The organism is Gordonia spumicola (assembly GCF_009932475.1).
In the GTDB taxonomy this organism is placed as follows: domain Bacteria; phylum Actinomycetota; class Actinomycetes; order Mycobacteriales; family Mycobacteriaceae; genus Gordonia; species Gordonia spumicola.
On record NZ_BJOV01000005.1, the window covers coordinates 334,108 to 355,651 of the forward strand.

The window sequence follows — 21,544 nt, forward strand, 5'->3', positions numbered from 1 at the left end:
TCGCGATGTCTGACAAGACTTTCCGTCTCGACGTGGTCGCGCCGGACGCCGCTCTCTACTCCGGAGAGGCGACGTTCGTGTCGGCACAGACCACCGTCGGACAGATCGGCATCCTCGCCAACCACGAGCCGATGCTCGGCGAGCTGGCCGCAGGCGGCGCCGTGGTGCTGACCGAGGCGAGCGGCGCCCGCAAGGCGCTGGCCGTCCAGGGCGGATTCCTCTCGGTCTCGGCGACCACCGTCACGGTGCTCGCGGAGTCCGCGCAGTTCGCGGGTGACATCGACGTGGCCGCCGAGCGCGCCGTGCTCGAGTCGGCCGCCGAGGGCAGCGAGGAATACCTCACCGCGAAGTCGCGCGTCCGCGCGGTGGAAGCCGTGAGCTGATCGGTCCCGACCGATGATGTGATCAACGACGAAGAGCCGTCCTGCACCGCAGGGCGGCTCTTCGCGTATTTTCGATGGTGACGCGAGACGAGAAGGAGGCGCCGATGCCGGTGTGGTCGTGGATTCTGTGCCTGGTCGTGCTCGCGGGCGCCGCGGTGCTGGCGCTCGTCGCCTACCGGCTGCGTCTCGTCCGGGCCGCGGGCACACCGATGCTGCTGCGTCAGCTCCCCGCGGAAGCGGACGAGGGCTGGCGGCACGGCGCGGCGCACTACACCGACGACGCGCTCGTCTATTACCGACTGTCGTCGTTGCGCCCCGGACCGACGGTGAGCCTGTCCCGGCGGCGGATCGAGGTGACCGGACGCCGCGGGCCGTCCGGCACCGAGGTGGAGATCATGGACGACGACGTCGTGGTCGTGGAACTGACCGTCGGACGCCGCGGGCAGGGCGGGATGTACGAGATCGCGCTGACTCCTGATCTCGCCATGGCCTTCCAGTCGTGGATCGAGGCCCGCGCGCCGCGCCGCGCCCGCAGGCGCCCCGCGGCCTGAGACGTCAGCGCTCGCGGTCGCCGCCGGGCACCCACTTGACGTCGCCGACGCCTGCTCGGACGTTCGCGACTCGGCCCAGGATGAACAGCAGGTCGGACAGCCGGTTGAGGTACTTGGCCGGGAGCACCGACGTGTCGTCGGGATGTCCGTCGATGGCGGCCCACGCCGAGCGCTCGGCCCTGCGCACCGTGACCCGCGCCTGATGCAGGAACGCCGAGAGGGGCGTGCCGCCGGGCAGGATGAACGAGTCGAGGGGAGCGAGCTCCTCGCCGAACTCGTCGCACCACTTCTCCAGCGCGTCCACATACGACGCCTCGATGCGCAGCGGGGGATACGCGGGATCGTCGACGATCGGCGTCGACAGGTCGGCCCCGGCGTCGAAGAGATCGTTCTGCACGGTCCGCAGGACCGTCGCGATGTCGTCGGGCACGTCGCCCGCGACGGTGAGAGCGAGTCCGATGGCCGCGTTCGCCTCGTCGCAGTCGGCGTAGGCGACGACCCGCAGGTCGGTCTTGGCGACCCGAGAGAAGTCGGAGAGGCCCGTGGTCCCGTCGTCGCCGGTTCGGGTGTAGATGCGTGTGAGATGAACTGCCATGACAGGGAACATACGCCCCTGCCGATAGACTGTGCCGGTGAGCGATCGCTATCTCGTGACCGGTGGGGCACGTCTTGTGGGTGAAGTCGTCGTCGGAGGCGCGAAGAACAGTGTCCTGAAGCTGATGGCGGCGGCGTTGCTCGCCGAGGGCCGGACGGTGCTGACCAACGCCCCGGAGATCGCCGACGTCCCGTTGATGGCCGATGTGCTGCGCGGACTCGGCGCGACCGTAGAGATCGACGGCGACACCGTCGTCATCGATTCGCCCGCGGTGCCCGAGTATCACGCGGACTTCGACGCGGTGAAGCAGTTCCGTGCGTCCGTGTGCGTGCTCGGCCCGCTGATGGCGCGATGCAAGCGCGCCGTCGTCGCCCTGCCGGGAGGCGATGCGATCGGTTCGCGTCCGCTCGACATGCATCAGGCCGGACTCCGCGCGCTCGGCGCGCACAGCGCCATCGAGCACGGTTGTGTGGTCGCGGAAGCGGAGAGCCTGCACGGGGCTGAGGTGGCACTCGGCTTCCCCTCGGTGGGAGCCACCGAGAACATCCTGATGGCCGCGGTGCTCGCCGACGGTGTGACGACGATCGAGAACGCGGCCCGTGAGCCGGAGATCGTCGACCTCTGCGAGATGCTCGTGCAGATGGGGGCCGTCATCGACGGAGCCGGAACCCCGACGCTGACCGTCACCGGCGTCGACGAACTGCATCCCACCACCCACCACGTGGTGGGTGACCGGATCGTCGCGGGAACGTGGGGGACGGCGGCGGCCATGACGCGCGGCGACATCACCGTCCGCGGCGTCGATCCCGAACACCTCCGTCTCGTGCTCAAGAAGTTCGAGGACGCGGGCGCCCGTGTCGAGAAGTTCGACGACGGATTCCGCGTGGTGCAGGAGGAGCGCCCGGTCGCGGTCAACACGGCGACGCTCCCGTTCCCGGGATACCCGACCGATCTGCAGCCGATGGCGATCGGCCTCGCGACCGTGTCCGACGGGCTGTCGGTGGTCACCGAGAACGTCTTCGAGGCGAGGTTCCGGTTCGTCGAAGAACTCGTGCGACTCGGCGCCGACGCGCGGACCGACGGTCATCACGCGGTGATCCGGGGTGTCGACGCGCTGTCGAGCGCTCCGGTGTGGTCGTCCGACATCAGGGCGGGCGTCGGGCTCGTCCTCGCGGGCCTGGTCGCCGACGGCGTCACCGAGGTCCACGACATCGAGCACATCGACCGCGGATACCCCGACTTCGAGAATCAGCTGCGTGGACTCGGCGGCGTCATCGAACGGGTGAAGGGCTGAACGTCCCCGTCGCCTCCTGACCGTTCGGACAGGCCCGCACCTGACCGCGCGGATCGACTCCTCGCGCACCAGGTCAGGGACCCTTGTCGCGGTCGTGACCCGCGGCCCACGCTGTGAAGGAACCTGCTCGTCCACCTTCACAGGAGTTGATCGCACATGGCAATCGAGCTCAACCAGATCTGGGACTTCCCGATCAAGGAGTTCCACCCCTTCCCCAAGGCCAAGTTGGGAGTCGGCGCGCACGACATGATCGGCGTCGAGGCGAAGGAACTCGGCATGACGCGGGTCCTGCTGATGACGACGGGTCTCCGCGGCTCCGGCATCATCGAGGAGCTGACCGGCAAGATCGAGTACCAGGGCGTCGACGTGGTGCTCTTCGACGAGGTGCAGTCCAATCCCAAGGACACCAACGCGATGGACGCCGCCGCGCGCTATCAGTCGGAGAAGTGCGACGGGATCATCTCCGTCGGCGGCGGATCGAGTCACGATGCGGCGAAGGGCGCCCGCATGGTGATCGCCCACGACGGCCGCAACATCAACGAGTTCGAGGGCTTCGCGAAGGCCACGAACAAGGAGAATCCGAAGCACATCGCGGTCTCGACGACCGCAGGCACCGGTTCGGAGACGTCGTGGGCGTACGTCATCACCGACACGTCCGACATGGACAACCCGCACAAGTGGGTGGCCTTCGACGACACCTGCCTCGTCGACCTGGCGATGGACGATCCGCTGCTCTACTACTCGTGCCCGCAGGAGTTCACCGCGTACTGCGGATTCGACGTCTTGGCGCATGCGAGCGAGCCGTGGGTGTCCAGGCTCGACTTCGCGCCGTCGCTCGGCAACGCCAAGTACTCGATCGAACTGATCGCCAAGCATCTGCCGACGGCCGTCTACGATCCGCACAACCTCGAGGCGCGCACCGGCATGATGCACGCCCAGTACATCGCGGCCCAGGCGTTCAACTCCGGCGGTCTCGGCCAGATCCACTCCATGTCGCACGCCGTCAGCGCGTACTTCGACCTGCATCACGGGCTCAACAACGCGATCGCGCTTCCGCGCGTGTGGGAGTACAACCTGCCCGCGCGGTACGAGCGTTTCGCTGAGATGGCTCCGCTGCTCGGTGTCGACACCCGCAACATGACGACGGTGCAGGCGGCCGACTCGGCCGTCGATGCGGCGATCCGCCTGTCGAAGGACCTGGGCATCCCCGACAACTTCGGCGCCGTCCGGCCCGAGAGCTACCAGAAGAACCGCATGAACACCGGGCTGTACGAGGGACGCGGCGATCGTGTCGACACGTCGGAGGAGATGGTCCGGACGATCTCCGAGCACATGATGGGCGACTGGTGCACACCGGCCAATCCGCGCGAGTGCACGGTGGAATCGCAGTTGCCGATGATCCGGCACGCGATGACCGGAAGCTACTGAGCCGATGGAGGACGACGCCGCCCGCGGCTTCGACACCGTCGACGACCTGACCGACGCGCTCGCCGGTCAGGGCTACCTCGTCCAGCCCGATCTCGCCGTGGTGCTGCACTTGGCGACGCTGCTCGGCCGGCCCCTCCTGCTGGAGGGGCCCGCCGGGGTCGGCAAGACCGAACTCGCGAAGGCCCTCGCCGCGGCCTCCGGCCGGGACCTGATCCGACTCCAGTGCTACGAGGGGCTCGACGACTCGCGCGCACTGTACGAGTGGGACTACGCGCGCCAGTTGTTGCACGTCCAGATGCTCCGCGACCGGATTAGCGACGAACTGGCCTCGCACGAGACGCTGTCCGCGGCGTCGGCGGCGCTCGCGCGGACGGACGTCGGCGTCTACACCGAGGAGTTCCTGGTTCCTCGGCCGCTGCTGTCGGCCATCCTGTCGCCGTCGCCGACGGTTCTGCTGGTCGACGAGATCGATCGGACCGACGAGGCCATCGAGGCGATGATGCTCGAGGTGCTCGCCGAGCGGCAGGTGACGGTACCTGAGCTGGGCACCTTCACCGCGCGGTCGGAGCCGTGGGTGATCCTGACGTCCAACGACACCAGGGAGCTGTCGCCCGCCCTCAAACGACGCTGCCTGCACTTCCAGGTGGAGTACCCGAGCGCCGAGCGCGAACAGCAGATCGTCGCCGTGCGCGCCCCCGACGTGCCTGCCGATCTCGTCGCCGACGTCGTCGACCTCGCTCGACGGCTGCGGGAGTTGCCGCTGCGCAAGAGCCCGTCGATCGCCGAGGTGATCGACGCGGCACGGGCGTCGGCGCTGCTGCGGCCGTCCGGCGTGGACGTCGGAGCCGACGGCGCCCTGATGTCGCTGCTCGTGAAGTTCGGAACCGACCTCGACGTGGCTCGACGCGGTCTCGATCGGCAGGCGAGCACACCGGCCCGCGCAGACGGGTCGTCGACGGCGTCGGCGTTCGGCGCGGCGCGGTCGCGCGTGGGGGTCGGGGCCCGACGATGAGCACGGCGCTCCACGGGTTCGCGCTCGACGGGCTGGCGGTGGCCTTCGGACGCGCTCTGCGGCGATTCGGGATTCCCGCATCGCCCGCGGAGGTGATCGAGATCAGACAGGTGATGGCGCTGATCGGCGCGTCCGACCTCGATCGCCTCCGCTCCGCCCTGCGCGGTGCGAGCGTCAAGTACGCGCATGAACGGCCCCTCTTCGAGGAGGCGTTCGACGTGTACTTCGGTCTGCTGGAGGAGCCCGACCGCGGCCGGGGCCGGGCCGTGATGCGCAGCGTCGCGAACGACCTGCCCGACGACGTGGACTGGGACGACGATTTCGTCGGGGCGGGCCGGATGATCGGGGCCGACGAGCACACGTCGGAGATCGGCGAGCTGATGATCGACGATCCGGACGCCAGGGAGCGGACCGGCGAGAGCTCCCACCGGGAGGACGACGACTTCTCCGTCGCCTCCGGCGCGCAGGAACTGCAGGTCGCGACGGAGTCGTCGGCGGTGGGCAGCGGTGCGACGTACACGATCGACGTCGATCACGCGGCCGTCGCCGACGCGGGCGAACTCGTCGCGACCCGGGCGCGCGTGTCGAGCGGATCCCTGTCGGAGTACGACGCGGCCGGTCTGCTGCGGGCGCTCGGGGCGGGCGACGGCAGGAACGCGTACGACGCGGACGGTGTCGATGAGGCCGTACTCGATCAGCGGCAGCGGGACTCCCTTCGGGCCGCCCTGGAGCGGTTCGTCGAGGCGCTCGCCGATCGCCTGGAGTCGGCGCCCGAATCGGGATCGGCGGACGCCCGCGACCCGAGGACCGGGATCGACAGGGAGCAGGCCGACATCGATCGGGCCTGTCACCGCCTCGTGCAGCGGATGCGGGGCGCGCCGCGCCGCGTTCCGCGGCTCACCGACCGGGGGCGGCTCGACCTGCGGGCAACCATGAGGTCGGCAGTGGCGACCGACGGGGTGCCCGCGGAACTCTGGCGACGTCGGCCGGTGCCCGGACCGGTGCGGATGCTGGTGATGGTCGACGTGTCGCTGTCGGTGCGGCCCGTCGCGGGGTTCATCCTCCGGCTGGCGCAGACCCTTCACCGCCTCGGCGACCGATGCGAGGTGATCGCGTTCGTGGATCGCCCGGTGCTCGTGACGCCCGCACTCCGGTCGGCGTCGCCGGACGCCGCGCTCGCCGCGGTCCTGGCGACCGATGGACTCGACCTCGCCGCATCCAGCGACTACGGGGCCGTCTGGTCTCAGACGCTTGCGGCCTTCGGAGAGCTCGTCTCCGGCCGGACCGGCGTTCTCGTGGTCGGCGACGCGCGCAGCAACGCGTTCGACCCTCGCGTCGACCTGTTCGCCGAGATCGCCCGCCGCGCGCATCGCGTCGCATGGCTCACGCCGGAACCGTCGCGCTACTGGGGGCAGACGGGATGCGCGCTCGACGAGTACCGGCGCCACTGCGCGGGTGTCGTCAGCGCCCGCGACGGCGCGGAGATCGTGACGCGGTGCGACGAACTCGCCGACGCGCTCGGCCGGGGCCGGTAGCGTCGTGACCGGGCGAGCACAGGGAGGTGGACGGCCGGTGAGCGATGTCGGCGGAGCCGGGTGGCGGCGCCCCTCGGCGGTGGCGAAGTTCCACACGCCGGAGATCGTCCTCGGGCGTGGGGCCTTCGTGGAGGCCGCGGTGGCGGTCGCCGGGCTCGGGGTGCGCCGACCGCTCATCGTCTCCGACCGCACGATCGAGCGGACTCGCTGGTACGGCGATCTGGTCGCCGACCTGCGACGTCAGGGGCTGACGCCCGGCGCGCACCTCGACGTCTCGCCGAACCCGCGGGCGCAGGAGATCGCCGACGGCTTCGCCGCCTACCAGGCGCACGGTGCGGACGGGCTCGTCGCGCTCGGCGGTGGATCGGTGATCGATGCGGCGAAGGGCGTCGCGGTCCTGGCGTCCAACGGCGGGCTGATCCTCGAGTACGAGGGCATCGACAAGGCACGACGACCGTTGCCGCCGGTCGTCGTCGTGCCGACGACCGCGGGCAGCGGAGCCGACGTGTCGCAGTTCTGCATCGTCAACGACCCCGAACGCCGCACCAAGATCACGATCATCGGGCGGTCCCTGGTGCCGAATGTGACCGTGATCGACCCGACGATGCTGACGACGGCCCCGCCGGAGGTGACCGCGCAGGCGGGCATGGACACGCTGACCCACTGCATCGAGGCGTACGTGTCGCTCGCGCGCGGGCGACTCACCGATTCACTCGCCGTCGAGGCGTTGACCGGGGTCTGGACCAACATCGAGCGCCTCGTCGACGATCCGAGCGATCCGGACGCGGGCGAGGAGATGTCGCTCGCGTCGCTGCGGGCGGGCATGGCGTTCACCAACGCGATCCTCGGCGCCGCACACGCGATGAGCCATCCGGTAGGCGGTCACTGCGACGCCCCGCACGGAACGATCAACGCGGTCCTGCTCCCGCACGTCATCCGCTACAACGCGGTGGTCTGCGCGGACGACTTCGTCCGCCTCGCCGACGCCGTCGGGCTGTCGACCGGCGGCGACGCGCGGACCGTCGCCGATCGGCTGGCCGACGCCGTGGCGCGTCTTCGCACCCGCGTCGGGCTGCCCGACGGACTCGCCGGGCTCGGCGTGGCCGAAGGCGATCTGGACCTGCTCACCGCGAACGCCCTCGCCGACTCGTGCATGATCACGAACCCGCGCCGACCCGACGGCCACGACGTCGCCGACATGTACCGGCAGGCGTTGTGACGTCGCCCGTCGATCCCGACCTCGCATCTCTCGTCGGGCTGCGGACGGTGAAGGGCGGGCACTACGCCCAGTACCGGGGCAGCGAAGCGCGGCTGAGCCGAGTGATGCTCGCCCTCGAGGGGATCTCCAAGGCACTGGTGCAGACCGCCGCGGGCCCGGAGAACCTGGTCGTCGCCGTCGTCGAGACGGTGCGCACGCATCTCGACGCCGAGTGGGTGCTGTTCGCGCTGGCCGACGGGCAGTTGTCGGGGACCGGGCCGCGGCACCTCATCGCGGGCCCCCGGGGCGAGGTGTTCGCGTTCGAAGGCGTGACGATCGCCGAGCCTCCCACGGCCCTGCCCGATCCGGTGTTGAACAGGCTCAACGACGTGCTGCGTGGGGAGGTGACGGTCCTGCACGCGCCGGTCGTCGACGATCACCACGTCCACGTTCCGGTCGAGCTCGACGGGGCCGTCGTCGGCGGGCTGTCCGCGTGGACCCGCCCGGATCGGACGGTCGACCCCGCGGATGTGACCGTGCTGAAGATCTTGGCGGGACAGGCGACGGTGGCGTTGGTCAACTCCTCGCTGTTCCTGCAGGCTCAGCGACGTGCGGCCGAACTGGCCGAACGCAACGACGAGCTCGTGCAGACCCAACGCGAACTGTCGGCCGTTCAACGGTCGGCCCTGCTCAGCGGGGAACGGGCGCGCATCGCGCGGGAACTGCACGACTCCGTCGGCCAGACCGTCCTCTCGGCGGGCCTGCAGATGGAGTTGTGCCGCGGAGAGGTCACTCCCGCCGCGGCCGACCACCTCGAGAAGGCTGTCCGGCTCAGTCGCGACGCCATGGAACACCTGCGCGGAGCGATCTTCACACTCACCCAGTCGCCGGAGCCGTCGTCGAGCATCGCGGACACCCTCGCCGAGCTCTGCGCGCTGCACATGCCGCCGGACGTCGATGCGAAGGTCGCCGTGCGCGGCCGGGTCCGCGATCTGTCCGGCGACGCCCAGCACGCGCTCCTTCGGATCGCCGGTGAGTCGCTGTTCAACGCCGCCGTCCACGCCGAGCCCACGCGCGTGGCCGTGACCCTCGTGTACGACGACGATCGAGTGCGACTCACCGTCGACGACGACGGTTCCGGTGATCCGGCCGCGCTGCGGGCGGTGCTGACATCGGCCCGGCGCGGTGACATCGCGGCGGGCCGCAGTCGCGGCCTGCTCAACATGGCCTCGCGGGCTCGGGAATGCGGCGGGTCGTTCGCGATCAGACGATCGCGGCTGCACGGGATCCGCATCGCCGTCGTCCTGCCGGCACCGGTCGAGGAGCAGCCGTGACCACACCACATCCCATCCGGACGGTCCTCGTCGACGACCACGCGCTGCTGCGCGAGGGACTCCGCGCGCTGTTGGACAGATCGGACGACGTCACCGTGGTCGGGGAGGCCGGTTCGTTCGACGCGGCGATGGCCGAGGTGGCGCTCGTCGGGCCGGACGTGGTCGTCGTCGATCTGAAGCTGACCACCGGAGCCGACTACGACGGTCTCCGGCTGATCGGGGAATTGACCGCACGACATCCGGAGGTCGCCACCCTTGTCCTCACCACGTTCCTCGACGACGACCTCGTGGTTCGAGCCGTGCGGGCAGGCGCCCGTGGCTACGTGGTCAAGGACGTCGACACGACGGAGCTGGTGCGAGCCGTCCGAGCGGTCGCCACCGGCGGAAGTGCGTTCGACCCCCGCAGTGCGACCAGCGTGCTGCGGACCATGGCGGCGGGGCACGATCCGGCGTCCGAGCTCACCGACCGCGAGCGCGAGGTGCTCCGCCATCTGTCGCGCGGGGAGTCGAACAGTCAGATCGGCGCCGCGTTGTTCATCTCGGAGTCGACCGTGAAGTTCCACATCCGCAATGTGATCCGCAAACTCGGGGTGAGCCGTCGTACCGACGCCGTCTATGTGGCGAGCAAGCGCGGGCTGATCTGACAATCCGGCCCGTGAATGTGCGCCCTCCTCATCCGCCGACCCGGTCGAGGACCAGCCAGCCTCCGTGGTCGACGAACACGGACGCGCGCACGCCGCGACGAATCCACGGAAGGGCCCAGCCGATCAGGTCGTCCTCGGTGAGGGCCTGGACATGCCCGAAGTGCTCCGACGGGGCCTCCTCGAAGGGCACTGCGATCACCACGCGTCGTGCAGCCACCCGCACGGCCTCGTCGACGGCCGTCGCCGCGGCTGCGGGCTCGAGGTGTTCGAGCAGGTGGATCAGGGTCACGGTGTCCATCGAACCGTCGGGGTAGGGGAGAGCACAGGCGTCCGCCACTCGCGACGACACGGGCAGCGTGAGTCGACGGGCGGCCTCGTCGAGTCGTTCGACGGCGCCGGGACAGACATCGCACGCGTGCACGTCCAGACCGGTGCGCGCGCAGTGCAGTGCGAACAGGCCGAAGCAGGATCCGACCTCGAGCACGCGATGTCCGCGCAGCAGACTCAACGCACGACGATGGATGGGAGTGAACGGGGCGACGCCGGAGTCGAGCTCGGCGAGAGAGTTCACGTAGAACGCGTGCCACCCGTCGGCCGGTTCGTCGGCGCAGCCCTCGATGGCCCGGACCATGGCGTCCTCGAAGCCCGCGCGTCCATCGAGCTCGCCCGCGGTCACCATCGCGCTGAGTATCGGAACCAGCAGACCGTCGCTGACGGTCTCGGTCGTGAACTGGCGTGGGAGCGCTGCGGTCGTCATGCCTCGACGTTAGGAACGCCTCGGGCACCCGCGTAACTGTCTGAGTGGGCCGAACTTCCCGTCCGAACGGACAGGTTCACGCGGACATCACCTGTTCGTCACCTCTCTGACCAGCCGATTTGGCATTCGGTCTGGACCTGCGTAACTTATGTCGAGTCCGAAGCGGCCACGCCGCAGACGACGAACTTCCAACCGAAACCGCGATTTGCAGAGCAGATCGCAGTGGTGCTAGGCTGGAAGAGTTGGCCGCGAGCCGGTCGGCGTACAATACAAAGTTCACTGGAGTTCAGTCCCTGTTTGTGGGGATCGGTGCTGGTGGGTGTGTGTTCTTTGAGAACTCGATAGTGTGTAAAATAGATGTTCTTGTGCCACATATTTTTGGTTTGTGGCATGAAGGATTGATGGACAGATCATGGTTCCTTGGTGGACGATGATGTTTTTTGATTGAATTCTTGTCAGTTTTTTGGATTTGGTCAGGTTGTGCTTTCTGGCTTGTGCTGAAATTGCGGTCTTCGGGTCGTGTTTCTGTATTTTTTGTTGGAGAGTTTGATCCTGGCTCAGGACGAACGCTGGCGGCGTGCTTAACACATGCAAGTCGAACGGAAAGGCCCTTTCGGGGGTACTCGAGTGGCGAACGGGTGAGTAACACGTGGGTGATCTGCCCCAAACTCTGGGATAAGCCTGGGAAACTGGGTCTAATACTGGATATGACCTTCTACTTCATGGTGGATGGTGGAAAGCTTTTGCGGTTTGGGATGGGCCCGCGGCCTATCAGTTTGTTGGTGGGGTAATGGCCTACCAAGGCGACGACGGGTAGCCGACCTGAGAGGGTGATCGGCCACACTGGGACTGAGACACGGCCCAGACTCCTACGGGAGGCAGCAGTGGGGAATATTGCACAATGGGCGCAAGCCTGATGCAGCGACGCCGCGTGAGGGATGACGGCCTTCGGGTTGTAAACCTCTTTCGCCAGGGACGAAGCGCGAGTGACGGTACCTGGAGAAGAAGCACCGGCCAACTACGTGCCAGCAGCCGCGGTAATACGTAGGGTGCGAGCGTTGTCCGGAATTACTGGGCGTAAAGAGCTCGTAGGCGGTTTGTCGCGTCGTCTGTGAAATTCTGCAACTCAATTGCAGGCGTGCAGGCGATACGGGCAGACTTGAGTACTACAGGGGAGACTGGAATTCCTGGTGTAGCGGTGAAATGCGCAGATATCAGGAGGAACACCGGTGGCGAAGGCGGGTCTCTGGGTAGTAACTGACGCTGAGGAGCGAAAGCGTGGGGAGCGAACAGGATTAGATACCCTGGTAGTCCACGCCGTAAACGGTGGGTACTAGGTGTGGGGTCCATTTCACGGATTCCGTGCCGTAGCTAACGCATTAAGTACCCCGCCTGGGGAGTACGGCCGCAAGGCTAAAACTCAAAGGAATTGACGGGGGCCCGCACAAGCGGCGGAGCATGTGGATTAATTCGATGCAACGCGAAGAACCTTACCTGGGTTTGACATACACTAGAAAGCTATAGAGATATAGCCCCCCTTGTGGTTGGTGTACAGGTGGTGCATGGCTGTCGTCAGCTCGTGTCGTGAGATGTTGGGTTAAGTCCCGCAACGAGCGCAACCCTTGTCCTGTATTGCCAGCGGGTTATGCCGGGGACTTGCAGGAGACTGCCGGGGTCAACTCGGAGGAAGGTGGGGATGACGTCAAGTCATCATGCCCCTTATGTCCAGGGCTTCACACATGCTACAATGGCGCGTACAGAGGGCTGCGAGACCGTGAGGTGGAGCGAATCCCTTAAAGCGCGTCTCAGTTCGGATTGGGGTCTGCAACTCGACCCCATGAAGTCGGAGTCGCTAGTAATCGCAGATCAGCAACGCTGCGGTGAATACGTTCCCGGGCCTTGTACACACCGCCCGTCACGTCATGAAAGTCGGTAACACCCGAAGCCGGTGGCCTAACCCCTTGTGGGAGGGAGCCGTCGAAGGTGGGATCGGCGATTGGGACGAAGTCGTAACAAGGTAGCCGTACCGGAAGGTGCGGCTGGATCACCTCCTTTCTAAGGAGCAGACAACACCCAACGCCCACTCGAACGCAGCTGGGGTTGGTGTTTGTTCATAGGGTGAAACACAAGAACCCACCGTGATGGTTGGGCGCCGCGAGAGTCGGTGTTCTGCTGGTGGTTGCAGTCGGGTGACTGGCTGTTGTCTTTTTGCACACTATCGGGGTTCTGAGAGAACACGCGCTGTCCTGCCCTTGTGGGGGTGGGTGGTGGTTGTTGTCTCTGCTCGCTGACATTCCGCCACGTCGTGTGGTGTTGGGTGTGGGTGGGTGTGTGTTGTTTGAGAAGTGGATAGTGGATGCGAGCATCTTGAAATATAGGTGTCGTATTGCAATTTCAAAATGTATGTTGATTTTTGTGATGTCCACATTCGTGCCGCACGAAGCTGTGATGGCCTTTCGGGGTTGTTGTGGTGGGGTGGTGGTGTGTTTGTGGGTGTTGTTGTAAGTGTTTTAGGGCGTTCGGTGGATGCCTTGGTACCAGGAGCCGATGAAGGACGTGGTAGGCCGCGATAGTCCTCGGGGAGTTGTCAAACGAGCTGTGATCCGAGGGTGTCCGAATGGGGAAACCCAGCACGAGTTATGTCGTGTTACCCACCCTTGAATATATAGGGGGTGTGGAGGGAACGTGGGGAAGTGAAACATCTCAGTACCCACAGGAAGAGAAAACAATAGTGATTCCGTGAGTAGTGGCGAGCGAAAGCGGATGAGGCTAAACCATGCGTATGTGATACTCGGCAGGGGTTGTGCGTGTGGGGTTGTGGGAGCATTATTGGTGCGTCTGCCGGCGTGTCGGCCAGTAAGAAAATCGTGTGTTAGGTGAAGTGGCCTGGAATGGTCTGCCGTAGTGGGTGAGAGTCCCGTAACTGAAAACGCGCGGTCTGGTTGTAGTGTTTCCCAAGTAGCAGCGGGCTCGTGGAATCTGCTGTGAATCTGCCGGGACCACCCGGTAAGCCTAAATACTTTCTGGTGACCGATAGCGGACTAGTACCGTGAGGGAAAGGTGAAAAGTACCCCGGGAGGGGAGTGAAATAGTACCTGAAACCGGACGCTTACAATCCGTCAGAGCCTTCCATCTTTGGGTGGTGGGGTGATGGCGTGCCTTTTGAAGAATGAGCCTGCGAGTTAGTGCTCAGTGGCAAGGTTAACCCGTGTGGGGTAGCCGTAGCGAAAGCGAGTCTGAATAGGGCGCCCCAAGTCGCTGGGTCTAGACCCGAAGCGGAGTGATCTACCCATGGCCAGGGTGAAGCAGAGGTAAGACTTTGTGGAGGCCCGAACCCACTTCAGTTGAAAATGGAGGGGATGAGTTGTGGGTAGGGGTGAAAGGCCAATCAAACTCCGTGATAGCTGGTTCTCCCCGAAATGCATTTAGGTGCAGCGTTGCGTGTTTCTTACTGGAGGTAGAGCTACTGGATGGCCGATGGGCCCTACAAGGTTACTGACGTCAGCCAAACTCCGAATGCCGGTAAGTGAGAGCGTGGCAGTGAGACTGCGGGGGATAAGCTTCGTAGTCGAGAGGGAAACAGCCCAGATCGCCGGCTAAGGCCCCTAAGCGTGTACTAAGTGGAAAAGGATGTGGGGTCGCGAAGACAACCAGGAGGTTGGCTTAGAAGCAGCCACCCTTGAAAGAGTGCGTAATAGCTCACTGGTCAAGTGATCCTGCGCCGACAATGTAGCGGGGCTCAAGTACACCGCCGAAGCCGCGGCACTCACACATGTACATCGGCCACTTTTGTGGTCTAGTGGTGTGGGTGGGTAGGGGAGCGTCCTGCATCCGTGGAAGCGCCGGAGTGATCTAGGTGTGGAGGGTGTGGGAGTGAGAATGCAGGCATGAGTAGCGAAAGACAAGTGAGAAACTTGTCCGCCGAATGACCAAGGGTTCCTGGGCCAGGTTAATCCGCCCAGGGTGAGTCGGGACCTAAGGCGAGGCCGACAGGCGTAGTCGATGGACAACGGGTTGATATTCCCGTACCCGTGTATCCGCGTCCAGTGGCGAATCATCTGTACTAACCATCCAAAAGCTGTCTTTGCTTTCTTCGGATTGCTCTGGTGGTGGCTGCGTGGGACCTTGGGTGTAGTAGTCAAGTGATGGGGTGACGCAGGAAGGTAGCTGGGCCAGTCAGTGGTTGTACTGGTGTAAGCCTGTAGGGAGTGACATAGGCAAATCCGTGTCGCACATAATCCTGAGAGGTGATGCGTAGCCCGTTGGGGTGAATTCAGTGATCCTATGCTGCCGAGAAAAGCCTCTAGCGAGTTGGTACATGGCCCGTACCCCAAACCGACACAGGTGGTCAGGTAGAGAATACTAAGGCGATCGAGATAACTGTGGTTAAGGAACTCGGCAAATTGCCCCCGTAACTTCGGGAGAAGGGGGACCACGGCTGGTGAACGCCTTTGCGGTGGGAGCTGGTGGTGGTCGCAGAGACCAGAGAGAAGCGACTGTTTACTAAAAACACAGGTCCGTGCGAAGTCGTAAGACGATGTATACGGACTGACGCCTGCCCGGTGCTGGAAGGTTAAGAGGACCGGTTAGTCACTTTTGGGTGGCGAAGCTGAGAATTTAAGCCCCAGTAAACGGCGGTGGTAACTATAACCATCCTAAGGTAGCGAAATTCCTTGTCGGGTAAGTTCCGACCTGCACGAATGGCGTAACGACTTCTCTGCTGTCTCAACCACAGACTCGGCGAAATTGCAGTACGAGTAAAGATGCTCGTTTCGCGCGGCAGGACGAAAAGACCCCGGGACCTTCACTATAGCTTGGTATTGGTGTTCGGTACGGTTTGTGTAGGATAGGTGGGAGACTGTGAGGCTGGCACGCTAGTGTTGGTGGAGTCGTCGTTGAAATACCACTCTGATCGTATTGGGCTTCTAACCTCGGACCCTGATCGGGTTCAGGGACAGTGCCTGGTGGGTAGTTTAACTGGGGCGGTTGCCTCCTAAAGTGTAACGGAGGCGCCCAAAGGTTCCCTCAGCCTGGATGGCAATCAGGTGTTGAGTGTAAGTGCACAAGGGAGCTTGACTGTGAGACGTACATGTCGAGCAGGGACGAAAGTCGGGACTAGTGATCCGGCACCGGCAAGTGGAAGCGGTGTCGCTCAACGGATAAAAGGTACCCCGGGGATAACAGGCTGATCTTCCCCAAGAGTCCATATCGACGGGATGGTTTGGCACCTCGATGTCGGCTCGTCGCATCCTGGGGCTGGAGTAGGTCCCAAGGGTTGGGCTGTTCGCCCATTAAAGCGGCACGCGAGCTGGGTTTAGAACGTCGTGAGACAGTTCGGTCTCTATCCGCCGCGCGCGATTAGAAACTTGAGGAAACCTGTCCCTAGTACGAGAGGACCGGGACGGACGAACCTCTGGTGTGCCAGTTGTCCTACCAAGGGCACTGCTGGTTAGCTACGTTCGGAAGGGATAACCGCTGAAAGCATCTAAGCGGGAAGCCTGTTCCAAGATGAGGTTTCTCACCACCTTCGGGTGGGTAAGGCCCCCTACAGACTATGGGGTTGATAGGCCAGAACTGTAAGCATAGTAATGTGTTCAGGTGACTGGTACTAATAGGCCGAGGACTTACTAACAACACTCACACACTTTGTTTTTGAGTGTGTTCGCATCCACTATCTACTTCTGAAACAACACACGACCACTACCATGGTTGGTGGTGGTTGTTGATAGTTTCATATTGTTTCGGTGGCTATAGCGGAGGGGAAACGCCCGGCCCCATTCCGAACCCGGAAGCTAAGCCCTCCAGCGCCGATGGTACTGCACTTTAGTCAGTGTGGGAGAGTAGGACACCGCCGAACTCAACTTATTCGAGCCCCTCAACCCTTGTGGTTGAGGGGCTCGAATGCTTTCCGCATCTCCTCCCCGTATACCGGGACGCCGGAGTAGCATTCCGGTCCATGAGTGACGCCGATAGCGAGGGGCGTGGAGCGTCTACCCTCGAGTTGTTCTTCGACCTGGTCTTCGTCTTCACGATCACCCAGTTCACGCACGCGTTCGTGCACGACCCGAGCTGGACGTCGGTCGGGACGATCGCCCTCCTGTTCTCGATCGTGTGGTGGATGTACTCCGGTTACGTGTGGCTGACCAACGAGGTCGCACCCACCACGCCGGCGCGGAGGACGGTGCTGGTCGCGGGAATGTTCGGGTTCTTCACCCTGGCGATGGCGGCGCCCGACGCCGTGCACGGACACGGCACCGTGTTCGGCTGGGCGTTCCTCGGCGTCACCGTGATCCACGCCGTCCTGTTCCGGGTGAGCGGGGGAGAATCGGCGTCCGCGGCGATCGCGCGGGTCGCACCGACGAACATGGCGGCGGCAGTGTGCGTCGTCATCGGCGGCTACACCCACGGAACCTCGAGTTACCTGTGGTGGGGCGCGGGTCTGGTGATCATCGGTGTCTCACCGTTCCTGTCGACACCGCGGGGGTTCGTCCTACGGACCGGGCATTTCTGCGAGCGGCACGGACTCGTTCTCATCATCGCCATCGGCGAGTCGATCATCGGCGTCGGAACCGGTCTCGCCGAGGAGACGATGAACGCCCAGTTCTTCGCGCAGGTACTGCTCGGACTGACCGTCGTCTACGTGATGTGGTGGTCGTTCTTCGGGACGGACGCCGAGCACGGGGAACAGGCACTCGACGGGCTGCCGGTGGAGGACCGCCCGAGGCCCGCGCTGCTCGCGTACGGCTACTGCTTCGTCCCCATGCTCCTCGGCATCGTCTTCGCGGCCGCGGGCCTGGGCATGTCCATCGGGCACGGCGAACGCGAGGCCAGTTGGGCGTCGGCCGGGGCACTCGCAGGCGGTGTCGCACTGTACCTCGCCGGCCAGGCCGCGTTCCGGACGATCCTCGGACTTCCACGACCCTACATGCGCCTGCTGGCCGCGGCCCTCGCCGTCGGCACGATGGTCCTCGGCGTCCACGTCGCGGAATGGCTGCAGCTCGCGGCGATCGCCGTGGTCGTCTACGCGGCGATCATCGCCGACGACGTGATCGGCATGAAGCGAGGAGAGAAGAGCTCCTACCTTGCGCATTGACGAGGGCGCATCGACGAGGGCGACAGTACGACGACGCGGGCCCGCCGACACAGTGTGCCGGCGGGCCCGCGTCGCGCGCAGTGCCGCGAGTACTACCTCGCCGGCTGATTCTGCGTGATGCAGTGGATGCCGCCGCCGCGTTCGAAGATCGGACGGGCGTCGACGGTCAGCACCGTACGTCCCGGGTACACCGAGCCGAGGATCTCGGCGGCCTCGGCGTCGGCGGCGTCGTCGAAGGAGCAGGCGATCACGACGCCGTTGCCGACGTAGTGATTGATGTAGCTGTAGTCGACGAAGCCCTCGGCGTCGGTCAACGTAGCCGGTGCGGGCACGTCGACGACCCGCAACGTGTCGCCCGCCGAGTTCACGGCTGATGCGAGGACTTCCCGGATCTGCTTGGACACCTCGAAGTCGGGATGCTCCGGGTTGCGCTGGTCGTGGACGATCACCGTTCCGGGCGACGGCATGGCGGCGACGATGTCGACGTGGCCACGCGTGCCGTACAGCTCGGAGTCGCGGGTCAGCCCGCGAGGCAGCCAGATGACGGTGTCGACGCCGAGAGTGCGGGCGAGCTCGCGTTCGACGTCGGCCTTCGACATGCCTGGGTTGCGTCCGGGATCGAGCTGGACGGTCTCGGTCACCAGGACGGTCCCGATGCCGTCGACCTGGATGCCGCCGCCCTCGTTGACGAGGTCGGAGTCGATCCGCGTGACGCCGGCGTGTTCGATGACCGTGCGTCCGATGTTCTCGTCGCGGTCCCAGCGCGCCCAGTCCTGGGCGCCCCAGCCGTTGAACACCCAGTCCACGCCGCCGACGGTCCCATCGGGCGCGACGACGAACGTCGGCCCGATGTCGCGCATCCACGCGTCGTTGAGGGGAGCTTCGACGATGTCGACCGACGACGACAGGTACTTGCGTGCGTACTGCGTCTGGTCCGGGTCGACGACGACGCTCACCGGTTCATGATCGACGATCGCGTTCGCCACCGACGCCCATGCGGTCCGCGCCTCGTGGTGTTCGGTCTCGGTGTCGCCGAGCGAGTATCCCGCCGACGGGTACGCCATCCACGTCCGCTCGTGGGGCTCGTGCTCGGCGGGCATCCGCCATGCGGGGGCCGTCACGAGTGACCGATCGGGTTCGAACGGTCGACGGGGGCCGTCATGCGACCGTAGGTGTCGGGGCGGCGCGTCGACAGGAACGGGAACAGCGTGAGCCAGTCGCGGCGCTGGTCCAGATCGAGATCGGCAACGAGCACGGCCGACTCGTCGCGCGGAGCCTGAACGAGGACGCGGCCGTACGGGTCGGAGATGAACGACGATCCGTAGAACGTGATCTCGCCCTCGTCTCCGTGGCGGTTGGGGACCACCATGAAGGTGCCGTTGGCGATGCCGTTGCCGACGATCACCTGCTGCCACAGCGGCTGCGTGTCGAACTCGGGATGCCTGGGCTCGGAGCCGATGGCGGTCGGGTACACGATGATCTCCGCGCCGCCGAGCGAGTACATGCGCGCCACCTCGGGGAACCATTCGTCCCAGCAGGTCGGCATGCCGATCCGCGCGCCGTCCAGCGCCTCCGGAGTGTGGACGGTGTAGGCCCCGTTGGATGCGGGGCCGCCACGGAAGTACGTGTCCTCGTAGTAGCCCTCGGTGACGGGGATGTGCAGCTTGCGGGTGCGTGCGACGAGTCCGTTCGCGTCGACGAGGATCGCCGTGTTGAAGCCGAGACCGTCGGTGTACTCGCCGTCGCGCTCGCCGGACTGCTTCTCGTAGATCGACGCGTGCACCAGGATGCCGTGGCGGGCGGCCGCAGCCTGTGCGAAGGCGAGTGTCGGCCCGGTGAGCAGATCCTCGGCTCCGTCGACCGGAGTGTCGCCGCCGCGGACGAACGCCGGGTAGCGGCTCAGCGTCAACTCGGGCAGGAAGACCACGCGGGCGCCCTCGGCCGCGGCGAGATCGACGCCCTCGTTCAATTCGGCGAGAAGATCGTCGTGGGATTCGTGCCAGCGGTGCTGGACGACGCCCACGCGCAGCGGAGGCCGGGTCGGTTCGTCCACTCGTGCGTGTGAGACCGGCGCGCTGAGGGCGGTCACGATTTTCATGCTTCGATCTCCTTGCTGAGGGCGTCGGCTGCGGTGGGCAACGGCTCACCCGGGCGACTCCGTCGGATTGTCTCGCCCTTGAAGAACGCGGGATTCACCGCGCGCCAGACGAGCATGAGGACGACACCGAGCAGGAGCAGGCCGAAGCCGATGTAGAAGACCAGGCCGATGCCGAAGATCGACGCGCCGCTGCCGTTGTCGGGATTGAGGCTCTCGCGGACCGAGATCACGAACACCGTGATGAGGGAGATTCCGCCGAGGAGTGGGAAGAGGAACTTGTAGACGATGTTGTGCGCGTTGGCGAAGAGTTCGCCGCGGAAGTACCAGACGCAGGCGAATGCGGTGATGCCGTAGTACCAGCAGATCATGATGCCGAGCGCGGCGATCGTGTCGCCGAGTGTCTTCTCCGACAGGAGCGTGACGGCGGTGTAGAACACCGCGGTCACGGCGCCGGCGACGATCGACGCGAACGCAGGCGACAGGTAGCGCGGGCTGATCTCGGCGAACTTGGCGGGGAACGCCTTGTAGGCGCCCATGGCGAGCATGGTGCGTGCCACCGGCAGGAAGGTGGTCTGCAGGCTCGCGATGGCCGACGCGAGGATGGCGAGGAACAGGAACATGCCGCCCCACCGGCCCATCACCGGCTCGGCGAGCGCACCGAACACGTTGTCGCTGATCTCGGTGTTGCCGAGACCGTTGCCGGTCTCGCCGACACCGGCGTACATCATGGTGGCGAGGGCGACCATCAGGTACGTGCCGAGGATCGTCAGCACGCACAGCAGGCCTGCCCGTCCCGGGGTGCGCTTGGCGTCCTTCGACTCCTCGCCGAGAGTGAGGCAGGTGTCCCAGCCCCAGAAGGCGAAGATCGAACCGGTGAGGCCGAGCGCGAACGCGGCGATCGACAAGCTTCCGACCCCGCCGAACGGGTTGAACCACGACCAACTGAACTCGAGGTGCCCGATGCTGCTGCCGGACTTGACGAATGCGTAGACCGAGAAGATCACGAGCACGACCATCTGGAAGCCGACCAGCCAGTACTGGAGGCGCTCACTCGTCTCGATGCCGCGCATCGACACATAGGTGGCGGCCGCCAGGAGCACCAGCGTCGTCAAGATGTTGACGGGTTTGTTCGACGTCCCGAGTTCCTCCCACCCGGGATGGTTGAACAGTCTGGCGAGCAGCAGATAGAAGAACTGGACGCCGACGGCCGCCAGGTTCGACAGGACGATGATCGTCGCCAGGACCATGCCCCAGCCGCACATCCAGCCGACGTACGGGCCGAACGCCTTCGTCGACCAGGTGAACGAGGCTCCCGCGTCGGTGGTGTCGGAGTTCAGCTCGCGGTAGGCGTACGCGGTGAGGAACATCGGGATGAAGCCCGCGATGAAGATGGCGGGCATCTTGAGGCCGACCGCGGCCACGATGAGACCGATGCTCGCAGTCAGGGTGTAACCGGGGGCGACTGTGGAGACGCCGAGCACGGCGCCCGAGAAGACGCCGATCTTATTGGCGGCCAAGCCTTTGTTGGAGATCTCGGGCTGTACCGGCTCCGGGGTTCGTGTGGCCATGGGTGCTCCAGTGGATGGGAGGGGAGAAGGGCTTACAGAGCTGCTATCACGTCG

The 21,544-nt window shown here is 65.2% G+C and carries 15 protein-coding genes and 3 rRNA genes; 13 read left to right on the forward strand and 5 right to left on the reverse strand.

Annotated features, from left to right (window positions below; translation table 11 throughout):
* Nucleotides 1-5: 5 nt before the first annotated feature.
* A complete protein-coding gene (locus GYB83_RS12795; protein ID WP_161895883.1) occupies nt 6-383 on the forward strand; it encodes a F0F1 ATP synthase subunit epsilon in 378 nt (125 codons plus the stop codon).
* A gap of 74 nt (nt 384-457) precedes the next feature.
* Nucleotides 458-934 carry a DUF2550 domain-containing protein gene (locus tag GYB83_RS12800; protein ID WP_308469570.1) on the forward strand — a complete coding sequence of 159 codons (477 nt, stop codon included), beginning with the start codon at nt 458-460 and terminating at the stop codon, nt 932-934.
* Between the two features lie 4 nt (nt 935-938).
* Here GYB83_RS12800 and GYB83_RS12805 read toward each other — a convergent pair whose 3' ends face one another.
* On the reverse strand, nt 939-1,529 hold the full coding sequence (locus tag GYB83_RS12805) for a cob(I)yrinic acid a,c-diamide adenosyltransferase (RefSeq protein WP_161895884.1): 591 nt from the start codon (nt 1,527-1,529) through the stop codon (nt 939-941).
* A 37-nt stretch (nt 1,530-1,566) separates the two neighbouring features.
* On the opposite strand from GYB83_RS12805, the gene murA reads away from it, so the two are divergent.
* From murA to GYB83_RS12840, 7 genes are all read left to right on the forward strand, one after another.
* Nucleotides 1,567-2,823: a UDP-N-acetylglucosamine 1-carboxyvinyltransferase gene (gene murA, locus GYB83_RS12810; RefSeq protein ID WP_161895885.1), complete on the forward strand. Its 1,257-nt coding sequence runs from the start codon at nt 1,567-1,569 to the stop codon at nt 2,821-2,823.
* A 156-nt stretch (nt 2,824-2,979) separates the two neighbouring features.
* Entirely contained in the window at nt 2,980-4,251 is a 1,272-nt protein-coding gene (mdo, locus tag GYB83_RS12815; protein ID WP_161895886.1) for an NDMA-dependent methanol dehydrogenase, read from the forward strand.
* 4 nt (nt 4,252-4,255) lie between these two features.
* The gene (locus tag GYB83_RS12820; protein WP_161895887.1) at nt 4,256-5,263 is read left to right on the forward strand and encodes a MadB family AAA-type ATPase; all 1,008 of its coding nucleotides are present in this window, start codon (nt 4,256-4,258) and stop codon (nt 5,261-5,263) included.
* Entirely contained in the window at nt 5,260-6,798 is a 1,539-nt protein-coding gene (gene madC / locus GYB83_RS12825) for a MadC family VWA domain-containing protein (RefSeq protein ID WP_161895888.1), read from the forward strand. Before GYB83_RS12820 ends, madC begins: the two co-directional genes overlap by 4 nt.
* A 37-nt stretch (nt 6,799-6,835) precedes the next feature.
* On the forward strand, nt 6,836-8,017 hold the full coding sequence (locus GYB83_RS12830) for an iron-containing alcohol dehydrogenase (protein WP_228461453.1): 1,182 nt from the start codon (nt 6,836-6,838) through the stop codon (nt 8,015-8,017).
* A complete protein-coding gene (locus GYB83_RS12835) occupies nt 8,014-9,330 on the forward strand; it encodes a MadS family sensor histidine kinase (protein ID WP_161895889.1) in 1,317 nt (438 codons plus the stop codon). Before GYB83_RS12830 ends, GYB83_RS12835 begins: the two co-directional genes overlap by 4 nt.
* On the forward strand, nt 9,327-9,974 hold the full coding sequence (locus tag GYB83_RS12840) for a MadR family response regulator transcription factor (RefSeq protein ID WP_228461455.1): 648 nt from the start codon (nt 9,327-9,329) through the stop codon (nt 9,972-9,974). The genes GYB83_RS12835 and GYB83_RS12840 overlap by 4 nt, the downstream gene beginning before the upstream one ends.
* 28 nt (nt 9,975-10,002) lie before the next feature.
* Here the strand turns inward: GYB83_RS12840 and mftM are convergent, their stop codons facing one another.
* Nucleotides 10,003-10,731: a mycofactocin oligosaccharide methyltransferase MftM gene (gene mftM / locus GYB83_RS12845; RefSeq protein ID WP_161895891.1), complete on the reverse strand. Its 729-nt coding sequence runs from the start codon at nt 10,729-10,731 to the stop codon at nt 10,003-10,005.
* Nucleotides 10,732-11,265: 534 nt separating this feature from the next.
* On the opposite strand from mftM, the gene GYB83_RS12850 reads away from it, so the two are divergent.
* The 4 genes from GYB83_RS12850 to GYB83_RS12865 all read left to right on the forward strand — a co-directional run bounded on the left by GYB83_RS12850 (nt 11,266) and on the right by GYB83_RS12865 (nt 17,824).
* Nucleotides 11,266-12,786: ribosomal RNA gene (locus GYB83_RS12850) — 16S ribosomal RNA — on the forward strand.
* Between the two features lie 444 nt (nt 12,787-13,230).
* Nucleotides 13,231-16,363: ribosomal RNA gene (locus GYB83_RS12855) — 23S ribosomal RNA — on the forward strand.
* Nucleotides 16,364-16,471: 108 nt separating this feature from the next.
* Nucleotides 16,472-16,588: ribosomal RNA gene (gene rrf / locus GYB83_RS12860) — 5S ribosomal RNA — on the forward strand.
* Together the 16S, 23S and 5S rRNA genes form the textbook arrangement of a ribosomal RNA operon.
* 99 nt (nt 16,589-16,687) lie before the next feature.
* Nucleotides 16,688-17,824 carry a low temperature requirement protein A gene (locus GYB83_RS12865; RefSeq protein ID WP_161895892.1) on the forward strand — a complete coding sequence of 379 codons (1,137 nt, stop codon included), beginning with the start codon at nt 16,688-16,690 and terminating at the stop codon, nt 17,822-17,824.
* 92 nt (nt 17,825-17,916) lie between these two features.
* Here GYB83_RS12865 and GYB83_RS12870 read toward each other — a convergent pair whose 3' ends face one another.
* Genes GYB83_RS12870 through GYB83_RS12880 form a run of 3 tightly spaced genes read right to left on the reverse strand, consistent with a single transcriptional unit; the run spans nt 17,917 to nt 21,490 of the window.
* Nucleotides 17,917-18,924, reverse strand: coding sequence for an agmatine deiminase family protein (locus tag GYB83_RS12870; RefSeq protein WP_161897504.1), 1,008 nt, complete (start codon nt 18,922-18,924; stop codon nt 17,917-17,919).
* Between the two features lie 17 nt (nt 18,925-18,941).
* Nucleotides 18,942-19,922: a nitrilase-related carbon-nitrogen hydrolase gene (locus tag GYB83_RS12875; protein WP_161895893.1), complete on the reverse strand. Its 981-nt coding sequence runs from the start codon at nt 19,920-19,922 to the stop codon at nt 18,942-18,944.
* On the reverse strand, nt 19,919-21,490 hold the full coding sequence (locus GYB83_RS12880; protein ID WP_161895894.1) for an APC family permease: 1,572 nt from the start codon (nt 21,488-21,490) through the stop codon (nt 19,919-19,921). Before GYB83_RS12880 ends, GYB83_RS12875 begins: the two co-directional genes overlap by 4 nt.
* Nucleotides 21,491-21,544: the final 54 nt, after the last annotated feature.

Excerpts from the sequence above, each read along its gene's own strand:
- GYB83_RS12795 (WP_161895883.1), top strand. The coding sequence starts at position 6 with ATGTCTGACAAGACTTTCCGTCTCGACGTGGTCGCGCCGGACGCCGCT.
- GYB83_RS12870 (WP_161897504.1), bottom strand. The coding sequence starts at position 18,924 with ATGCCCGCCGAGCACGAGCCCCACGAGCGGACGTGGATGGCGTACCCG.
- GYB83_RS12800 (WP_308469570.1), top strand. The coding sequence starts at position 458 with ATGGTGACGCGAGACGAGAAGGAGGCGCCGATGCCGGTGTGGTCGTGG.
- madC (WP_161895888.1), top strand. The coding sequence starts at position 5,260 with ATGAGCACGGCGCTCCACGGGTTCGCGCTCGACGGGCTGGCGGTGGCC.
- GYB83_RS12875 (WP_161895893.1), bottom strand. The coding sequence starts at position 19,922 with ATGAAAATCGTGACCGCCCTCAGCGCGCCGGTCTCACACGCACGAGTG.
- GYB83_RS12805 (WP_161895884.1), bottom strand. The coding sequence starts at position 1,529 with ATGGCAGTTCATCTCACACGCATCTACACCCGAACCGGCGACGACGGG.
- mftM (WP_161895891.1), bottom strand. The coding sequence starts at position 10,731 with ATGACGACCGCAGCGCTCCCACGCCAGTTCACGACCGAGACCGTCAGC.
- mdo (WP_161895886.1), top strand. The coding sequence starts at position 2,980 with ATGGCAATCGAGCTCAACCAGATCTGGGACTTCCCGATCAAGGAGTTC.
- GYB83_RS12820 (WP_161895887.1), top strand. The coding sequence starts at position 4,256 with ATGGAGGACGACGCCGCCCGCGGCTTCGACACCGTCGACGACCTGACC.
- GYB83_RS12865 (WP_161895892.1), top strand. The coding sequence starts at position 16,688 with ATGAGTGACGCCGATAGCGAGGGGCGTGGAGCGTCTACCCTCGAGTTG.
- GYB83_RS12880 (WP_161895894.1), bottom strand. The coding sequence starts at position 21,490 with ATGGCCACACGAACCCCGGAGCCGGTACAGCCCGAGATCTCCAACAAA.